The organism is Streptomyces sp. NPDC014889 (assembly GCF_043081205.1).
Taxonomy (GTDB): Bacteria; Actinomycetota; Actinomycetes; order Streptomycetales; family Streptomycetaceae; genus Streptomyces.
The window spans coordinates 96,282-111,166 of sequence record NZ_JBIBWH010000012.1 but is presented as its reverse complement, the minus strand read 5'-3'; the positions used below and the strand labels follow the sequence as shown (position 1 = coordinate 111,166).

General features: G+C 73.6%; 14 protein-coding genes. 7 read left to right on the top strand and 7 right to left on the bottom strand.

All coding sequences use genetic code 11. The annotated features are described in order from the left end of the window. Positions 1-142: 142 nt before the first annotated feature. Positions 143-2,491 carry an SCO7613 C-terminal domain-containing membrane protein gene (locus tag ACF09J_RS24290; RefSeq protein WP_392307531.1) on the top strand — a complete coding sequence of 783 codons (2,349 nt, stop codon included), beginning with the start codon at positions 143-145 and terminating at the stop codon, positions 2,489-2,491. Between the two features lie 156 nt (positions 2,492-2,647). Here ACF09J_RS24290 and ACF09J_RS24285 read toward each other — a convergent pair whose 3' ends face one another. Then, entirely contained in the window at positions 2,648-3,361 is a 714-nt protein-coding gene (locus ACF09J_RS24285) for an SDR family oxidoreductase (RefSeq protein WP_392307530.1), read from the bottom strand. Positions 3,362-3,554: 193 nt separating this feature from the next. Between ACF09J_RS24285 and ACF09J_RS24280 the strand changes: the two genes are divergently transcribed. The 5 genes from ACF09J_RS24280 to ACF09J_RS24260 all read left to right on the top strand — a co-directional run bounded on the left by ACF09J_RS24280 (position 3,555) and on the right by ACF09J_RS24260 (position 8,035). Beyond that, a complete protein-coding gene (locus ACF09J_RS24280; RefSeq protein ID WP_392307529.1) occupies positions 3,555-4,733 on the top strand; it encodes a GDSL-type esterase/lipase family protein in 1,179 nt (392 codons plus the stop codon). A 774-nt stretch (positions 4,734-5,507) separates the two neighbouring features. Further along, positions 5,508-6,422: a LysR family transcriptional regulator gene (locus tag ACF09J_RS24275; protein WP_392307528.1), complete on the top strand. Its 915-nt coding sequence runs from the start codon at positions 5,508-5,510 to the stop codon at positions 6,420-6,422. A 130-nt stretch (positions 6,423-6,552) separates the two neighbouring features. After that, positions 6,553-7,371, top strand: coding sequence for an SDR family NAD(P)-dependent oxidoreductase (locus tag ACF09J_RS24270; protein ID WP_392307527.1), 819 nt, complete (start codon positions 6,553-6,555; stop codon positions 7,369-7,371). A gap of 79 nt (positions 7,372-7,450) precedes the next feature. Further along, positions 7,451-7,576 carry a hypothetical protein gene (locus ACF09J_RS24265; RefSeq protein WP_392307526.1) on the top strand — a complete coding sequence of 42 codons (126 nt, stop codon included), beginning with the start codon at positions 7,451-7,453 and terminating at the stop codon, positions 7,574-7,576. 9 nt (positions 7,577-7,585) lie between these two features. Next, positions 7,586-8,035, top strand: coding sequence for a DUF523 domain-containing protein (locus ACF09J_RS24260; protein ID WP_392307525.1), 450 nt, complete (start codon positions 7,586-7,588; stop codon positions 8,033-8,035). A gap of 59 nt (positions 8,036-8,094) precedes the next feature. On the opposite strand, the gene ACF09J_RS24255 is transcribed toward ACF09J_RS24260, so the two are convergent. The 4 genes from ACF09J_RS24255 to ACF09J_RS24240 all read right to left on the bottom strand — a co-directional run bounded on the left by ACF09J_RS24255 (position 8,095) and on the right by ACF09J_RS24240 (position 12,463). Continuing rightward, on the bottom strand, positions 8,095-9,591 hold the full coding sequence (locus ACF09J_RS24255) for an MFS transporter (protein WP_392307524.1): 1,497 nt from the start codon (positions 9,589-9,591) through the stop codon (positions 8,095-8,097). Between the two features lie 164 nt (positions 9,592-9,755). After that, positions 9,756-10,685, bottom strand: coding sequence for a sigma-70 family RNA polymerase sigma factor (locus ACF09J_RS24250; RefSeq protein ID WP_392307523.1), 930 nt, complete (start codon positions 10,683-10,685; stop codon positions 9,756-9,758). A gap of 186 nt (positions 10,686-10,871) precedes the next feature. Beyond that, the gene (locus ACF09J_RS24245; protein WP_392307522.1) at positions 10,872-11,636 is read right to left on the bottom strand and encodes a glucose 1-dehydrogenase; all 765 of its coding nucleotides are present in this window, start codon (positions 11,634-11,636) and stop codon (positions 10,872-10,874) included. A 41-nt stretch (positions 11,637-11,677) separates the two neighbouring features. Further along, a complete protein-coding gene (locus tag ACF09J_RS24240) occupies positions 11,678-12,463 on the bottom strand; it encodes an SDR family NAD(P)-dependent oxidoreductase (protein WP_392307521.1) in 786 nt (261 codons plus the stop codon). A gap of 132 nt (positions 12,464-12,595) precedes the next feature. Here ACF09J_RS24240 and ACF09J_RS24235 point away from each other — a divergent pair, with 132 nt between their 5' ends. Beyond that, entirely contained in the window at positions 12,596-13,255 is a 660-nt protein-coding gene (locus tag ACF09J_RS24235; RefSeq protein WP_392307520.1) for a TetR/AcrR family transcriptional regulator, read from the top strand. 75 nt (positions 13,256-13,330) lie between these two features. Here the strand turns inward: ACF09J_RS24235 and ACF09J_RS24230 are convergent, their stop codons facing one another. Both ACF09J_RS24230 and ACF09J_RS24225 read right to left on the bottom strand, forming a co-directional pair. Next, positions 13,331-14,233, bottom strand: coding sequence for a universal stress protein (locus ACF09J_RS24230; protein ID WP_392307519.1), 903 nt, complete (start codon positions 14,231-14,233; stop codon positions 13,331-13,333). A gap of 142 nt (positions 14,234-14,375) precedes the next feature. Next, a complete protein-coding gene (locus ACF09J_RS24225) occupies positions 14,376-14,813 on the bottom strand; it encodes a glutaredoxin domain-containing protein (protein WP_392307518.1) in 438 nt (145 codons plus the stop codon). Positions 14,814-14,885 lie beyond the last annotated feature (72 nt).

Here is a 14,885-nt window from a genome sequence, read left to right as displayed (position 1 = left end):
TGATCCAAACGAGAGGCCCGAGGGACAGCCGCAGCCCGGCGACCTCCAAATCGGCGCGAGTGGTCACCGCGCGGCGTCTGAGTACGGGACCTGAGTACGCGCGCTCATGTCCGGCGGCGGGGCGCGCAGCAGACTCCACGGCATGACCCACCTACCACCACCGGCCGAGGAGTTGCGGATCCTCGACGCGGAGCTGCGGCAACTCGACGCCCGCCGTGCCCAGTTGCTGTTCCGCCGTGCCCACCTGATCGGTCTCCTCCAGCCGGCCCTCCCGCCCGCTCCGCCGGGGCCGCGGCGGCCCGAGACCACCGCGCCCCGGGTGCAGAACGTGCTCCTCGTCCTCGGCGGCGTCCTGCTGACCGTCGCCGCGATCGCGTTCACCCTGATCGGCTGGGGGCACCTGGGCATCGCCGGACGGTCCCTGGTGCTGGCCACGGTGACCGCGGCGGCCCTCGGCGCTCCCGTGTTCCTGCTCAGGCGCGGGCTGCGCTCGACGGCGGAGGCGCTGGCGGGCCTCGGGCTGGCGCTGACGGTGCTCGACGCGTACGCGCTGCACGAGGTCGCGCTGACGGCCACCGACGGCACGGCGTACGCGGCCGTCGCGGCGACGTGCCTGGGCGGGGTGTGGTGGGGGTACGGCAGGGGGCTCGGTTCGCTGCGCCTTCCCTTGCCCGCCGCGCTGGGCGCCGGCCAGTTCCCGCTGCTGCTGTGGGCGGTGGCGGCCGGTGCGGGCCCGTACGCGATCACGGCCGCGCTGCTGCTGACGGCCGCGTGCGACACGGTGGTCGCGCTCCGGACGTCCGCGCGGTCCCTGCGCATCGCCGCCTGCGTCGGCGCGTACGGGACGGGCGGCTGGGGCGTGCTGGCGGGCGGCGTGCTCTCCTGGGAGGCGGCCGGTCCGAGCGCCGCCGTCCGTGCCGCGGCGCTCCTCGTCCTCGCGGCGGCGATCGCGCTGTACGCCGCCTGGCGCGCCCCGCGGCAGGGCCTCGCCACCGGCGCCGCGGTGACCGGCGGGCTGCACCTGGTCGCGGCGTTCGGCGGCATCCCGCGTGCGGTGCTGCCCGAGATATGGACGGTGCCCGGCTATCTGCTCTGCGGGGTCGGGCTGGCGGCGGCCGTGCGCGTTCGGCTCCCGGATGCCGTGCGGCGTGGTGCCGCATGGGCGTCGGCCGCCGTCCAGGCCCTGGCGGTGCTGTGGGCGCTGCCCGTCGTCCTCGTGACGCTGCTGGGTCCGGTCGGCTGGACGGGGCGGGTCTGGTCCGGGGCGCCGTCGGATCTGCGTGCGGCGGTGACGCTCCGGGCGCCCTGGCCCGTGGACGCGGCGGCCGCGCCGCTGGTGCTCGCGGTCGTCGCGGCGGTGCTGGCCGGGGCGGCTCGCGCCATCACCGCCCGGCGCGACCAGGGCGCGGCCGGGACCGTGGTCCTGGTCTGGGCGAGCGCGCTCGTCCTCCCGGTCACACTGCGACTCCCTTATACGGCCGGCCTGTTCGCGCAGGGGCTGACGGTCGTCGCGGCGCTGGCCATGGCGGCGTACGCGCGCCGGACGACGACGTCCCTCACCGCTGCGCTCCTCTCCCTGCTCACCGCGGCCGGCCTCGCGTTCCTCTCGCTCGCCTCCCGGGACGCGACCCTGGCGGTGCTCGCCGCGCTGACGGCGGTCTTCACGGTGGCCGCCGCCCACCCGCGGCTGACCGCCGTCTACGCGAGCGCGTCACTGGCCGGTGCGGCGGGTCTGGCGTGTGCGGTGGGTGCCGCCGCGGGCTGGTCCGCCGCGCACACGGCGCTGCTGGTCCTGCTCGTCCCGGCCGCCGCGGCGCTGCTCGCGGCGCGGGTCCCGAGGGCCGCGGTACCGGTCGAGGTCACCGGTGCCGTCGCGGGGCTCCTGGCCGTCGGGCTGGCCGTCACCGACGCGCCCGTGCTGGCGCTGGTACTGGCCCTGTGCGGGGTGATCGCCGCGGGCACCGCCGTGCGCGCCGACCGCCGTCAAGTGGGGTACGCGGCCGCCGCGTTGTTCGTGCTGGCCACCTGGGTGCGGCTCGGGTCGTGGGCCGTGGGCACCCCGGAGGCGTACACCCTGCCGGTGACCGTCCCGGCGCTGGTCGTGGGCTGCTTGCGGCGCCGCCGGGACCCCGGGGCCTCGTCGTGGACGGCGTACGGTCCCGGGCTCGCGGCGACGCTCGCGCCGAGCCTGCTCGCGGCGTGGGCCGACACCGACTGGCCGCGCCCCCTGCTGCTGGGCACGGCCGCCCTCGTGCTCACCCTGGTGGGCGCCCGCCACCGGCTCCAGGCGCCGCTCGTTCTCGGCGGGAGCGTGCTCGTGCTGGACGCGCTGCACGAACTCGCCCCCTACCTGGTGCAGTTGGCGGGCGCACTCCCCCGCTGGCTCCCTCCCGCGTTCGCCGGGCTGCTGCTGCTCGCGCTGGGCGCGACGTACGAGCAGCGAATCCGGGACGCCCGGCGGATGCGGGAGGCGCTGGGCCGGATGCGCTGAGAGACGGGCCGGGGGCCGGGCGGGCTCAGCACATGGGGCGGCCGCTCACGTCGGGGTGCCACGACCATCCGGGCCGGCACTACCGGAAGGTCGCCCTGAGAGTGCTGTTCGAGGAGCCGCCCTCCCGGGCCTGAACAGCCGGGGCCCCGCCGTCACCTACCAGGGCAGCGGCCCCGTCACGTCGAAGTAGCCGCCGCTGGGGCCGTCCGGGTCCAGCCGTGCCATGCGGACGATGATCTCGGCGCCCTCCTCCACGGTCTGGGTCCCGGTGTTCCCGTTCAGGTCCGTCTTGGTGAAGCCGGGCTCCACCGCGTTGATCCGCATGTCCGGGAACGCCTTCGCGTACTGCACGGTGACCATGTTGACCGCGGCCTTCGACGCCGGGTACGCGACCCCGGGGTATGCGGCGGCGGGGTGGCCGGGGTCGGCGACGTGCGTGAGGGAGGCCAGGCCGCTGCTGACGTTGACGACGACCGGCGACGCGGACCGCCGCAGCAGCGGCAGGAACGCGTGGGTGACGCGTACCGTGCCGAAGACGTTGGTCTCGAAGACCTCCCGCATCAGATCGGCGGTGACCTCCGCCGCGCCCGCCACCCCGTTGTCCGGGCCGCGCGCCTCGACGCCGGCGTTGTTGACCAGCACGTCGAGACCGCCGCCGGCCTCGATCGTGCTCACCGCCGCCGCCACGGACGCGTCGTCGGTGACGTCGATCTGCACGGCCCGGGCCCCGTCGCCCAGCCGCTCGGCGGCGCCGCGGCCCCGGTCCGCGTCCCTGCTGCCGACGTAGACGGTGTGGCCCTCGGCGATCAGGCGGCGGGCGGTCTCGTACCCGAGACCCTTGTTCGCTCCGGTGATCAGTGTTGTCGTCATGCCTCCACGATCCGCCCTGCCCGTGCGCGCAGCCAGGCGTCCCGTCCTGCTGGGACCGGCGGCACCATGCAGGCAGGCGGCCGGCGGGGGTGACCTCTGACGACTTTTGCCTATAGGTCGTAGGCAAATGCATAATGGGCTTCGGGTCGAGGCCTTCCTCGACGCTCCGACTCTTGATCAACAGGCTGAGGCGATGAACACCGAGCACGACTGGATCACCACACCCGTCACCGCGGACCTCCTGCGTGGACACCTGGACGTGGAGCGCACGGCGCACGGCCTCCTGCCGCACCGGCTGCCCGCAGGCGCGCGCCGGCAGATCCCCGACGAGCAACTGGCCATGGCCGAGGCCCAGCCGTCCGGCGTACGGCTGGCCTTCCGCACCCGGGCCACCGCCGTCGAACTGGAGACCCTGCCCACCAAGAGGGCCTACCGCGGCTTCCCGGCACCGGCCGACGGCGTGTACGACCTGCTGGTCGACGGCCGCCTCGCGGGCCAGGCCACGGTGACCGGCGGCAACGTACGCACCGTCGACATGGCCACCCAGTCCGCCGAACTGCTCGAAGGGCCTCCCGGCACCGCCCGGTTCACCGATCTGCCCGCGCGGGACAAGGACGTCGAGATCTGGCTTCCCCACACGGAGATCACCGAGCTGATCGCCCTGCGCACCGACGCCCCGGTCGAGCCGGCGCCGGACAGCGGACGCCGGGTGTGGCTGCACCACGGCAGCTCCATCAGCCACGGCTCGAACGCCGCCCACCCGACCGCCATCTGGCCGGCCCTGGCCGCGGCCCGCGGCGGAGTGGAGCTGGTCAACCTGGGGTTCGGCGGCAGCGCGCTGCTCGACCCGTTCACCGCTCGCGCGATGCGGGACACCCCCGCGGACCTGATCAGCCTCAAGATCGGCATCAATGTCGTCAACACGGACGCGATGCGCCTGCGCGCCTTCACGCCCGCCGTCCACGGCTTCCTCGACACCATCCGCGAGGGGCATCCGACGACGCCGCTGCTGGTCGTGTCCTCCATCCTCTGCCCGGTCCAGGAGGACACCCCCGGCCCCCTCGCGCCCGACTTCGCGAACGGCACCCTGCGGTTCAGGGCCACGGGCGATCCGGCCGAGCGCGCCGCCGGGCGCCTGACGCTCGGCGTCATCCGCCGGGAACTCGCCGAGATCGTCGAGCAGCGGGCGGCCGACGACCCCAACTTGCACCACCTCGACGGGCGTGAACTGTACGGCGAGGCGGACTACGCCGAACTCCCGCTGCCCGATGAGGTCCACCCCGACCCCGCGGCGCACCGCCGCATCGCCGACAACTTCGCGCGGCTCGTGTTCGGCACCAAAGGCCCCTTCGCCCCCGGGACCGGCTGCTGACTCTGTTGCGGTGCGGGCCGGGGAGCCGTCCGGGCCAAGCCGCCGGAGACCGGTATGGGGCCGAGAAGGTCGTCGCCGTCCTGGTGGCGCAGGACCCAGTCGTCGAGGTCGAGGGCCGTTTCCAGCGGCTCCCTGACCATGTGGGTGCGCAGGCGGCTCGCCGCGCGGGCCTCGGTCCGCTCAGGCGGGAGCAGTTCCTCCCGGAAGCCGGTCTCGGCGACGGCGAAGCGTGCCCGGGCGGCCTGCGGGGAGACACCCAGGACGTCGCCGATGAGCTGCCAGTCGGCGCCGCCCATCCGCTCGTACACGGCGGCGGTCTCGAAGAAGAGCCGCGCCGCCGCGAGCACTCGGGCGGCGTCGGCCAGCACGGCACCCGGCTCACGTATGGTCCCGTCGGGGTTCAGCTCGTGCGCGCCGACGGGGACCGCGGCCCGCGCGAGATCCGCCAGTACGCAGGCGTCGTAGGCCATCACCAGCCTCGCTCGCGCCGTGTCCGTGTACGTGTCCGTGCACGTGTACGGTCCGGTGGCTTCCGTGTCGCGTTCGCTCATGTCGGTCGGTCTCAGCTCCCAACGATCGGTGATGGTCGTCCATCGGTGCCCTGCGCGGGGCGGACGGCATCCTGCCTACGGCCAGGCCGAAGTGTCCCCGGCGCTCGGAGTCCGACCCGTTGAGCATCGCCGCGCGACCCGCGGGTGCACAATGCGCAATCGACGCAGCCGGCCTCAGGCTGGTCCTTAGGCTGGCCCTGAGGTTGAGCTTTAGGCTGGGGCGGTGCGCTACGACCTGGACGATCTGCGGCTCTTTCTCCACATCGTGAGGGAGGGTTCGATCACGGCGGGCGCTGAACGGATGCACCTGAGCCTGCCGTCGGCCAGCGCCAGGGTGCGCTCGCTGGAGCACCACGCCGGTGTGGCCCTGCTGATCCGCGGACGACGAGGCGTGCGGCCCACGCCCGCGGGCACGACCCTGGCGCGCCACGCACGCGACGTGCTCGACCAGACCGCACGCCTCGAAAGCGCCGTCGCCGGCTACACCCGGTCCCCGACCGCGCCGCTCACCCTGCCGGCGGGCGGATCCGCGATGCATCGGCTGGTGCCCCAGGCCCTGGTGTCGTTCCTGCGCGCCCACCCGGACGTCGACGTCACGGTGTGCGAGAGCCGCACGCCGCAGACAGTGCGGATGCTCGCCGACGGCGAGGCGGACCTGGGGGTCGTCGTCGACGACGAGGCCCGCGACTGCGGCCTGCGCATGGAGCCGCTGGGTGACGACTCCCTCGTGGTGATCGGGCAGGCCGGAGGAATCCTCGCCGGCCGGACCTCGCTGGCCTACAGCGAGGTCGCCGAACATCCGCTCGTCGGGCTCGACGCCGGCTCCTCGCTGCGCCGCTGGATCGAGGCGCACCTCCCGCCGCACGCTCCGGTGGCCCGCTACCGCACCACCGTCGCCGACCTGGGCGTCCTCGTCGCCCTCGCCGCGGCAGGCGTCGGACTCGCGGTCGTACCGCGTCGCGCCGTCGACCCCGACCAGCCGCTCACCGTGTGCGAACTGCAGGATCCCTGGGCCCGCCGCCGCCTTCTGCTGGCCTGGGGCGTCAAGGACGGCGCCGTGTCGACGGCCACCGCCGCGCTCGCCGAGCACCTGCGTGAGGCGGCCCTGTCCGAGTGGGGTGCCGGAGGCCGCGGCTAGCGAGAGGCGGTCCCGGGCCACCTGGTGCAAGCTGCGAAAGGAGGCGGCACCTCGTCGGGCGCGGCGGATGCGGCGGGGATGCGATCTGTGAAGGGCGGTGCTGGGCGTGAGGGATCCGAACACGGGACGCGTGGGGGATGCGGAACAGGCCGCGGAACAGAGCGGCATGGCCCCGGGCGTGGAGGCCGAAGCGCCGTCGGGAGCGCCCTTGGCTGGATGCGTGGCGCTGGTGACCGGTGCGTCCAGCGGCATCGGTGCGGCGACCGCCCGGCAACTGGCCCGGCAGGGCGCGGCCGTGGCGGTCGTCGCCCGGCGTACCGAGCGGCTGGAGGAACTGGCCTCCAGGATCCGCGACCAGGGCGGTTCGTGCGCCGTCCTCACCGCCGACCTGGCCGATCCGGCGCAGGCACGTCAGGCCGTCGAGGACGCCGTCGGCCGCTTCGCGCGGTTGGACGTGCTGGTGAACAACGCCGGTTACGTGGCCATGGGCCCCGTCGAGGAGGGTGATCCGGCGGAGTGGCGGCGGATGGTCGACCTCAACCTCGACGCCGTGCTGGAGATGTCACGGGCGGCCCTGCCGCACCTGCTCGGGGCGGCGGCGGACGGACCACGCGGGACGGCCGATCTTGTGAACGTCAGCTCCGTCGCGGGCAGGGTGGCACGCAGGAACAACGCCGTGTACTCGGCGACGAAGCACGCGGTGTGCGCGTTCAGCGAGGCCATGCGCCAGGAGGTGACCGGAAGGGGCGTACGGGTGGGTCTGATCGAACCGGGCTTGACCATGACGGAGATGGCGGCCGGCGGCGGGCGCCTCGCCGCACGTGCCCTGCCGGAGGATGCCTGGTTGCGTGCCGATGACATCGCCCGCGCCATCACCTTCATGATCACTCAGCCCGCGCACGCCGCGATCAACGAGATCATGATGCGCCCGACGGCCCAGGAACACTGACCGCTCGGTAACGGCACTCGCGTCGTGCCCGCCGCGCCGAGGTGCGTCCGCGACGGGCTCCGTCGCCATCAACGTCGGCATGGCGGGCGGCGCCCTCCTCGGAGGACACCTCCGGGAGTTCCCCGGCCACCACGGCCTCCCCCTGACCGGCGCCCTCCTCGCCGCCGCGGCCCTCACCCTCCTCCTCGCCGAGCGCCGCGGTTAGCCTGGCGGCATGGAAGCGATCCTGGTCAGCGCGTGTCTGCGCGGTGTGCCGTGCCGGTTCGACGGCCGGCACAAGATGTCCTCGGAGATCGAGGAGGCGGTGGCCGGCCGCGAAGTCGTCTCCTTCTGCCCGGAGGTCGCGGGCGGACTCGTGATCCCGCGGCGGCCCGCCGAACTGGTGGGCGGCGACGGACACGACGTGCTCGACGGGACGGCCCGGGTCGTCGACGACACCGGGCGTGATGTGACGGCGGAATTCGTGAACGGAGCACGACGCGCGCTCGCGGCGGCGCGCGACGCGGGCTGCGCCGAGGCGCTGTTGATGCCGCGCAGTCCCTCGTGCGGACGCGGCGCGGTCCACGACGGTTCGTTCGCCGGGGAGTTGGTGCCGGGAGACGGGGTCACGGCGGCGCTGCTCGAGCGCCATGGGATCGTCGTACGGCCCGCGCCCGGGGTGTGAGCGAGTCTCCTCACCGGTGGGGGAGGAGGGCCGGGCTGCCCGGCCCTCCTCCTCGGCTGTCAGGAGGGCACCTTCTCCGGTTCCGGGGTCGGCTTGGGGGTGGGCGGCCCGGGTGTCGGCAGCGGGCCGCCGCGCAGCAGCGCGCCGCTGACGACGGCGCCGAGCGCGAAGATGCCGGCGCACCACCAGAACACCCGGGTGTAGCCGTGGATCGTCGCCAGGTGGAGCAGCGCCGGTCCCGGCCTGCCGTGGGCGTGGCCGGTCAGGTAGTCGGTGGTGGCGCTCGCGGCGATCGTGTTGAGCAGCGCGGTGCCGATGGCGCCGCCGAGTTGCTGGCCGGTGTTGATGGCGGCCGAGGCGATGCCCGCGTCCTGCGGCAGCACTCCGGAGGTGCCGGTGCGCAGAGCGGCGGCGAAGATCAGGCCCATGCCGAGCCCGATCACCATGATCGGCCCGAGGAGCGTCGAGGCGTAGGGGGAGTCCGGTCCGATCCGGGTCAGCAGGGCCATGCCGCCGACGTTGATCAGCATGCCCGTGGTGATCAGCGGCCGCGGGCCGAAGCGCGGCATCAGCCGGATGTTGCCCACGGTGCTCGCCACGGCCGTGACGGCCACCATCGGCAGCAGGGCGACACCCGACCTGATCGCCGAGTACCCCAGGTCCGTCTGCATGTAGTAGATGAGGAAGAGCAGCACGCCGAACATGCCCGCGCCGATGACCAGTGCGGCGATGTAGGAACCGCCGCGGTTGCGGTCGAGCACGACCCGCGGGGGCAGCAGCGGGTGCTGGGCGCGGCGCTGCCAGAGGGAGAACAGCACCACCAGCACACCGCCCGCCGCGAGGAAGCCCCAGGTCGACGGGGTGTGCCAGCTGTGTGTCGCCGCGTTGGAGAAGCCGTAGACCAGGCAGAGCATGCCGCCGGACACCACGACCACGCCGGGGACGTCCATCCGGGTGCCCGTGCGCGGCTGACGGGTCAGCAGCGAGGAGCCGACGATCAGCGAGAACGCCGCGAAGACCAGGTTGATGTACATGCACCAGCGCCAGTTCAGGGCGGAGGTCAGTGCGCCCCCGATGAGCAGGCCCAGGCCGCCGCCGCTGGCCGCGACCGCGCTGAAGACGCCGAACGCCCTGCCGCGCTCTCTGGGGTCGGTGAACGTGGTGGCCAGCAGCGACAGGGTGGTGGGCGCGAGCAGCGCGGCGAAGACGCCCTGGCAGGCGCGGGCGGCCACCAGCATGCCGAAGCTGTTGGCGGCGCCGCCGACCGCGGAGGCGGCCGCGAAGCCGGCCAGGCCGGCGACGAACGTCTCCTTGCGTCCGATGAGGTCGGCCAGCCGGCCGCTGAACAGCAGCAGGCTGCCGTAGCTCAGCGCGTAGGCCGTCACGACCCACTGCTTGTCCGCGTCCGAGAAGTGCAGCGCGGTCTGCGCCGACGGCAGCGCCAGGTTCATCACCGTGGCGTCGAGGGTCAGCATGAGGTAGGCGGTGCAGATGACGGCGAGGACCATCCACCGCCGTGAGTCCCCGGCCGCGGGAACGGCGTTGGGTGTGGACATGAGGTGTCTCCTGGTCGCGTGGGTCGGAGTTCGGGCTCAGTCCGTATGACAGGCGGCGGCCGCGGGATGTGACCGGCCGTCCACCGCGGTCCGGGAGCGGGCCGGTGGGCGGGTCGTCGTACTCCGCGTCGGCGTCGACCGGGGCCATGACGTGCCGCGTCGGGTCAGCACAGGACGATGTCCATGCCGGTGAGGTCGGCCCGGACGTCGATGCCGGTGATGAGGTCCTCGGCGATGCCGAAGCGGTACACGGCGCGGGGCACGCCGCGCGGGGCGTAGGCCAGTCCGGCGGAGCCGTCGACGAGGGCGGGCACCGGGTCCCAGGAGAGCTTCGCGAAGGCGCGCGCGACGGCGTCGGAGCCGCGCATCTCCGGCGGCGCGTGCCTGCCCCTGGCCGCGGCCATCCGCACGACCGTCCGGTCGGCGCGCAGCACGATGTCCGGGGCGAGCAGGGTCAGCAGCGCCTCGAAGTCCCCCTCGCGGGAGGCGGTGAGGAAGGCCTGGATGAGATCGGCCTTGCCGGCCTGGTGGGTGCCGGCGCCCTCGTCCGGATCCGGCCGGATCGTCGCGCCTGCGCCCGGTGTGCCCGGGGCGACGCCCTGGCGCTGGACGCGGCGGCGGCCGCGGCTGGCCAGTTGGCGGGCCGCGGCCGGGGTGCGGTCCACGATCGGCGCGATCTCCTCGAAGGGCACGGCGAACAGGTCGTGCAGCACGAACGCCAGCCGCTCGGCGGGCGTGAGCGTGTCGAGGATGAGGAGCATGGCGGTGCCGACCGACTCGGCGAGCAGCGCCTCCCGTTCCGGGTCGACCGGCGTGTCCTGGCGGGCCGGGCCGCCGGTCTCGGGGGCGTCGACCAGGTCCTCGCGGCGCGACTTGCGGGACTGGAGCATGTTCAACGACACCCGGGCCACGACGGTGGTGAGCCAGCCGCTCATGTTCTCCACCGCGGCGGCGTCCGAGCGGCTGACGCGGAGCCAGGTCTCCTGGACTGCGTCGTCCGCCTCGGCCGGCGAGCCGAGCATCCGGTACGCCACCGCCCGCAGGCGGGGGCGGTCGGTCTCGAACCGGGCGGCGAGCCGGTCGTGTTCGGTCATCGGGTCACACTCTCCCCACGGGTGCCTCGGATGTCTGACGGGCCGGAGCCCATCCATGTGACGTCCGAGGACCGGAAACTGTGACGTCCGAGCCAGGTGCCTGATCGGATCGGGGCGCGGCGGCGGGGCGTTCGCGGCCGGGTCCCTCGATCGTCGTGGTCCTGGAGCGCGACGGGGTGTCCGCCGTCACTGCCCCATGACGTACTTGACGGTCGGTCCGGTGGTCCAGCCGCCGTCCACCGCCAGTTCCGCGCCCGTGACGTAGGACGCGGCGTCCGACAGCAGGTACACCACGGCGCTCGCGATCTCGTGCGGTTCGCCGACCCGGCCCATCGGCGTGTTCGGGTACTTGCCCTCGCCCTGCTCGATGCCGACGGACGCGGTCATCGGGGTGTATGTCATGCCGGGGTGCACCGAGTTCACGCGGATGCGGGCCGTGCCCAGCTCCACCGCGCCTGTCTTCGTCAGCCCCCGTACGCCCCACTTGGAGGCGCCGTAGCCGGCCGTCAGCGCGAGGCCCATCAGGCCCGCGGCGGAGGAGACGTTGACGATCGAACCGCCACCGTTCTCCTTCATCGCGGGGATCACGGTCCTCATGCCGATGAAGACACCGGTGAGGTTGATGTCGAGCACCTTGCGGAAGTGCTCGACGGACTCGTCCTCGAGAAGCCGGCCGGTCGAGATCCCGGCGTTGTTGACGAGACCGTGGATCCCGCCGAACTCGGCGGCCGTGAAGTCGGCGACCCGCCGCCAGTCCTCCTCGGAGGTGACGTCGTGAGGCAGGAAGCGGGCGTCGGCGCCGAGTTCGGCGGCGGTGGCCCTGCCTTCGTCGGCCAGCACATCGGTGATCACCACATGGGCTCCGGCCGCGATCGCCCGGCGGGCCGCTTCGGCGCCGAGGCCGCGGGCCCCGCCGGTGATGATCACGTTCTTGCCGCACAGGTCGTTCATGGTGCGCTCCTTGGTTCTCGGAAGTGGGTGCCGTCGCGTTCTCAGAAGTGGGTGCCGCCGTCGATGCGGACCTCGGTGCCGGTGATGAAGCTGCCGTCGTCGGAGCCGAGCATGGCGACCACGGACGCCACCGTCTCCGGGCCGGCGAAGCCCTGGCCGAGCGCCGGGGAGAGCTTCATGAACAGGCTCATGTCGGCGTCCTCAGGCAGCCCGGGTCCCGAGCTCTGCCTGCTGGCACCGGTGCCGTCGGTCATGCCGGAGGAGATGGAGCCGGGCTGGACGGCGGTGAAGCGGATGCCCTGCTTGGCGTACTCGCTCGCGAGCGCGTGCGTCATGGACTGGATGCCGCCCTTGCTCGCCGCGTAGGCGGCCATGTAGGGGTGCGCGAACATCGCGGAGGTCGAGCTGAAGTTGACGACCGCCGCGCCCCGGCCCTCCAGCAGCGCCGGGATGGACTCGCGGATCATGAGGAAGGTGCCGACGAGGTTGACCTGGAGGATGCGGGTGAACTCCTCGAGGCTCGTCTCGTGGGTGTGCGAGGAGCGCAGGATCCCGGCCGCGTTGACCAGTACGTCCAGACCGCCGAGCGCGGTGACGGCGGCGGCGACCCCGGCGCGTACCGAGGCCTCGTCGGATATGTCGACGACGAGCGTGGTGAGGCGGTCCGCGTGGGCGCCGGCCTTCCCGGCGGTGTCGTTCAGGCCTCGCTCGCTGACGTCCGCGGCCACTACGGTGCCGCCCTCCGCGAGGATGCGCAGCACGGTGGCCTGGCCGATGCCCGAGCCACCACCCGTGATCAGGACTCGACGGCCTTCGTAGCGGTTCATGTGTTCTCCAAACCGGCCCCGCGGATGTCCGGCCGGCCGGGGCCCTGTGACGCCGGCTCTCTCTCGCCTTCGGCGTCCTCGATCGACTTACACGTTACGCCTATGTGACACGTTTTGCCACAATGGCATTGCATGCCAAAACTGGGGCGCGGGCCGTATCCTTGTGCGGTGAGCACCCACGCGTCCCCTTCCTTGACCGAGCGCCGCAAGGCCGCCACGCAGCTCGAGATCGCGCACGCGGCGATGGAGTTGTTCGCCACGCGCGGCCCGCAGGACACGACGGCGGAGGAGATCGCCCGGCGTGCGGGCATCGCGCTGCGGACCTTCTACCGGTACTTCCGCTCCAAGGAGGACGCCGTGAGCCCACTGCTCGCGAGCGGCGCCGACCGCTGGCGGGACCTCCTGGAGGCCACCGAGCCGGGCACGGCGCTGCCCCGGGCGCTGGAGTCCGCGGTCGAGCAGGCGCTGCTCCCGCCGGACGAGGAGGCGACCCGGGCGCTGCTGCGCACGCGTGGGCTGCTCCGGGCCGCGGCCGGGGACCCCGCGCTGCGGGCGGTCTGGTACCGGGTCAACCAGGAATCCGAGGAGCGGCTCGTCCCGGTGATCGCACGGCTCTCGGACGGGCGCCTCGACGACTTGGAGGTCCGGGTCACCGCGGCCGCGGCCACCGACGCGATCCGGATCGCCCTGGAGACATGGGCCGGCACGGAGACCGGAGTGGAGGGACCGGACTCGCCGGCCGACCTCGCGGTCCGCTGCCTGCGCCAGTTCGGCCGGCCGGCCGGCTCGTAGGGGTCCGGCGAGCGTCAGCCCCGAAGAGGGCGCGCAGACGGCCGCGTCGGGCACCCGGCGGAGGGGGACTCCGCCTCACTCGTGCGGCACGACGGCCAGCGGGCAACGGACGTGATGAACGGCGGCGTGGGTGACGGGGCCGATGCGGGCGACCGCCGGCCGGTCGGACAGGCGGCGGCCGACGACGAGGAGGCTCGCCGCGGAGGCGGCCCGGGCCAGCACGGTGGACGCCTTGCCCTCCACGACGGTCTCCAGGACCTCGGTGCCGGGGTACTTCTCACGCCACGCCTTCAGCACGGCGGACAGGAAGCCCCGCCACTCCTCGGCCTGCTCGGGATCGTCGATCAGCCCGATGTCACCGGGGCCGAGACTGATCGCGGAGGGCGGCTGCCAGGCGTACACGACACGCAGCCGGGCGTGCCGCAGCCGGGCCGCCTCGAACGCGAACTCGATCACCTCGTCGCAGGCGTCGGCGAGGTCGATGCCGAGCACCACGTCGCGGAAGCCGGTGCTGGTGGACGGGCGGCCGTCGCCGGCCGGGAAGTGCTCGTCCTCGGCCTCCTCCCCCGCCCGTACGAGGACCACGGGGCGCGGGGCCATGGCGACCACCCCCTGGGCGACGGAGCCGACGAGCACCCCGGTGAAGCCGCTGAGGCCCCGTGAGCCCACCACCAGCAGCTCGGCCTGCTCGGTGACCTTCAGCAGGGCCGCGGTCGCCGGGCCGTCGACCTGCTCGTCGGTGAGGTCCACATCGGGTACCGAGCCGCGGAGGTGCTCCTCGGCCTGCCGCAGGGTACGGCGCGCCAGGTGCCGCTGCGCGGCGTGCGCGGGTTCGCTCTCCGCCTGGCCGCGGGTCCAGTTCCGGGCGTGCACCAGGCGCAGCGGCCGGTCGCGGCGCACCGCCTCACGGGCGGCCCACTCGACGGCGGCGAGGCTCTCGGCAGATCCGTCCACTCCGACGATGACGGGCGACAGCATGGCGCGCACCTCCTGCGCTCGGTCTGCTCGTTGCTGTCAGTGTCTTACCGCGATCACTCGGTGGATATGGGCCGCAAGGACTCCCCCAGGCCCATTCGGCCCAGGGGCCCGGGGCGCCCCCGCGTGTGGGGATCGCGCCTGATCAGGCGGAACGGGAGAGCTGTTCGCGCACCCATGCGGGATCGGGGTTGGTGTGCGGCCGGCCTGCCACGACGACGGTCGGCACGGTCTCGTTGCCGTTGTTGGCCGCCCTCACCGCGGCCGCGCCGGCCGGGTCGCGCCAGATGTCGACCCAGTGCACCTGGCGGGCGCGACGGCCCAGCCGGATGCGCAGCCGCAGACAGTACGTGCAGCCCGGCCGCCAGAAGACGATCGGCCGGCCGTCGGCCGCGCTGCGGTCCTGTGCCTCCAGAGCACCGATCGAGCGCGGGAAGACCAGAGGCGAGCACACCCCCGCGAGCAGCGCGAACACCAAAAACTCTGCCGCGGCTCCGCCAGGGTTTCCCTGGAGGACCTGGCTTGTCGCAAGGAACGAGCCGCAGAGCAGGAACAGGACCGGCAGAAACCACGCGCGCTTCATGATGACGCAGGCTACCGACACCTGGGGTGCGGCCGGGGGGCGAGGAGCAGCGGTCAGTCCCGTCACCGTGCC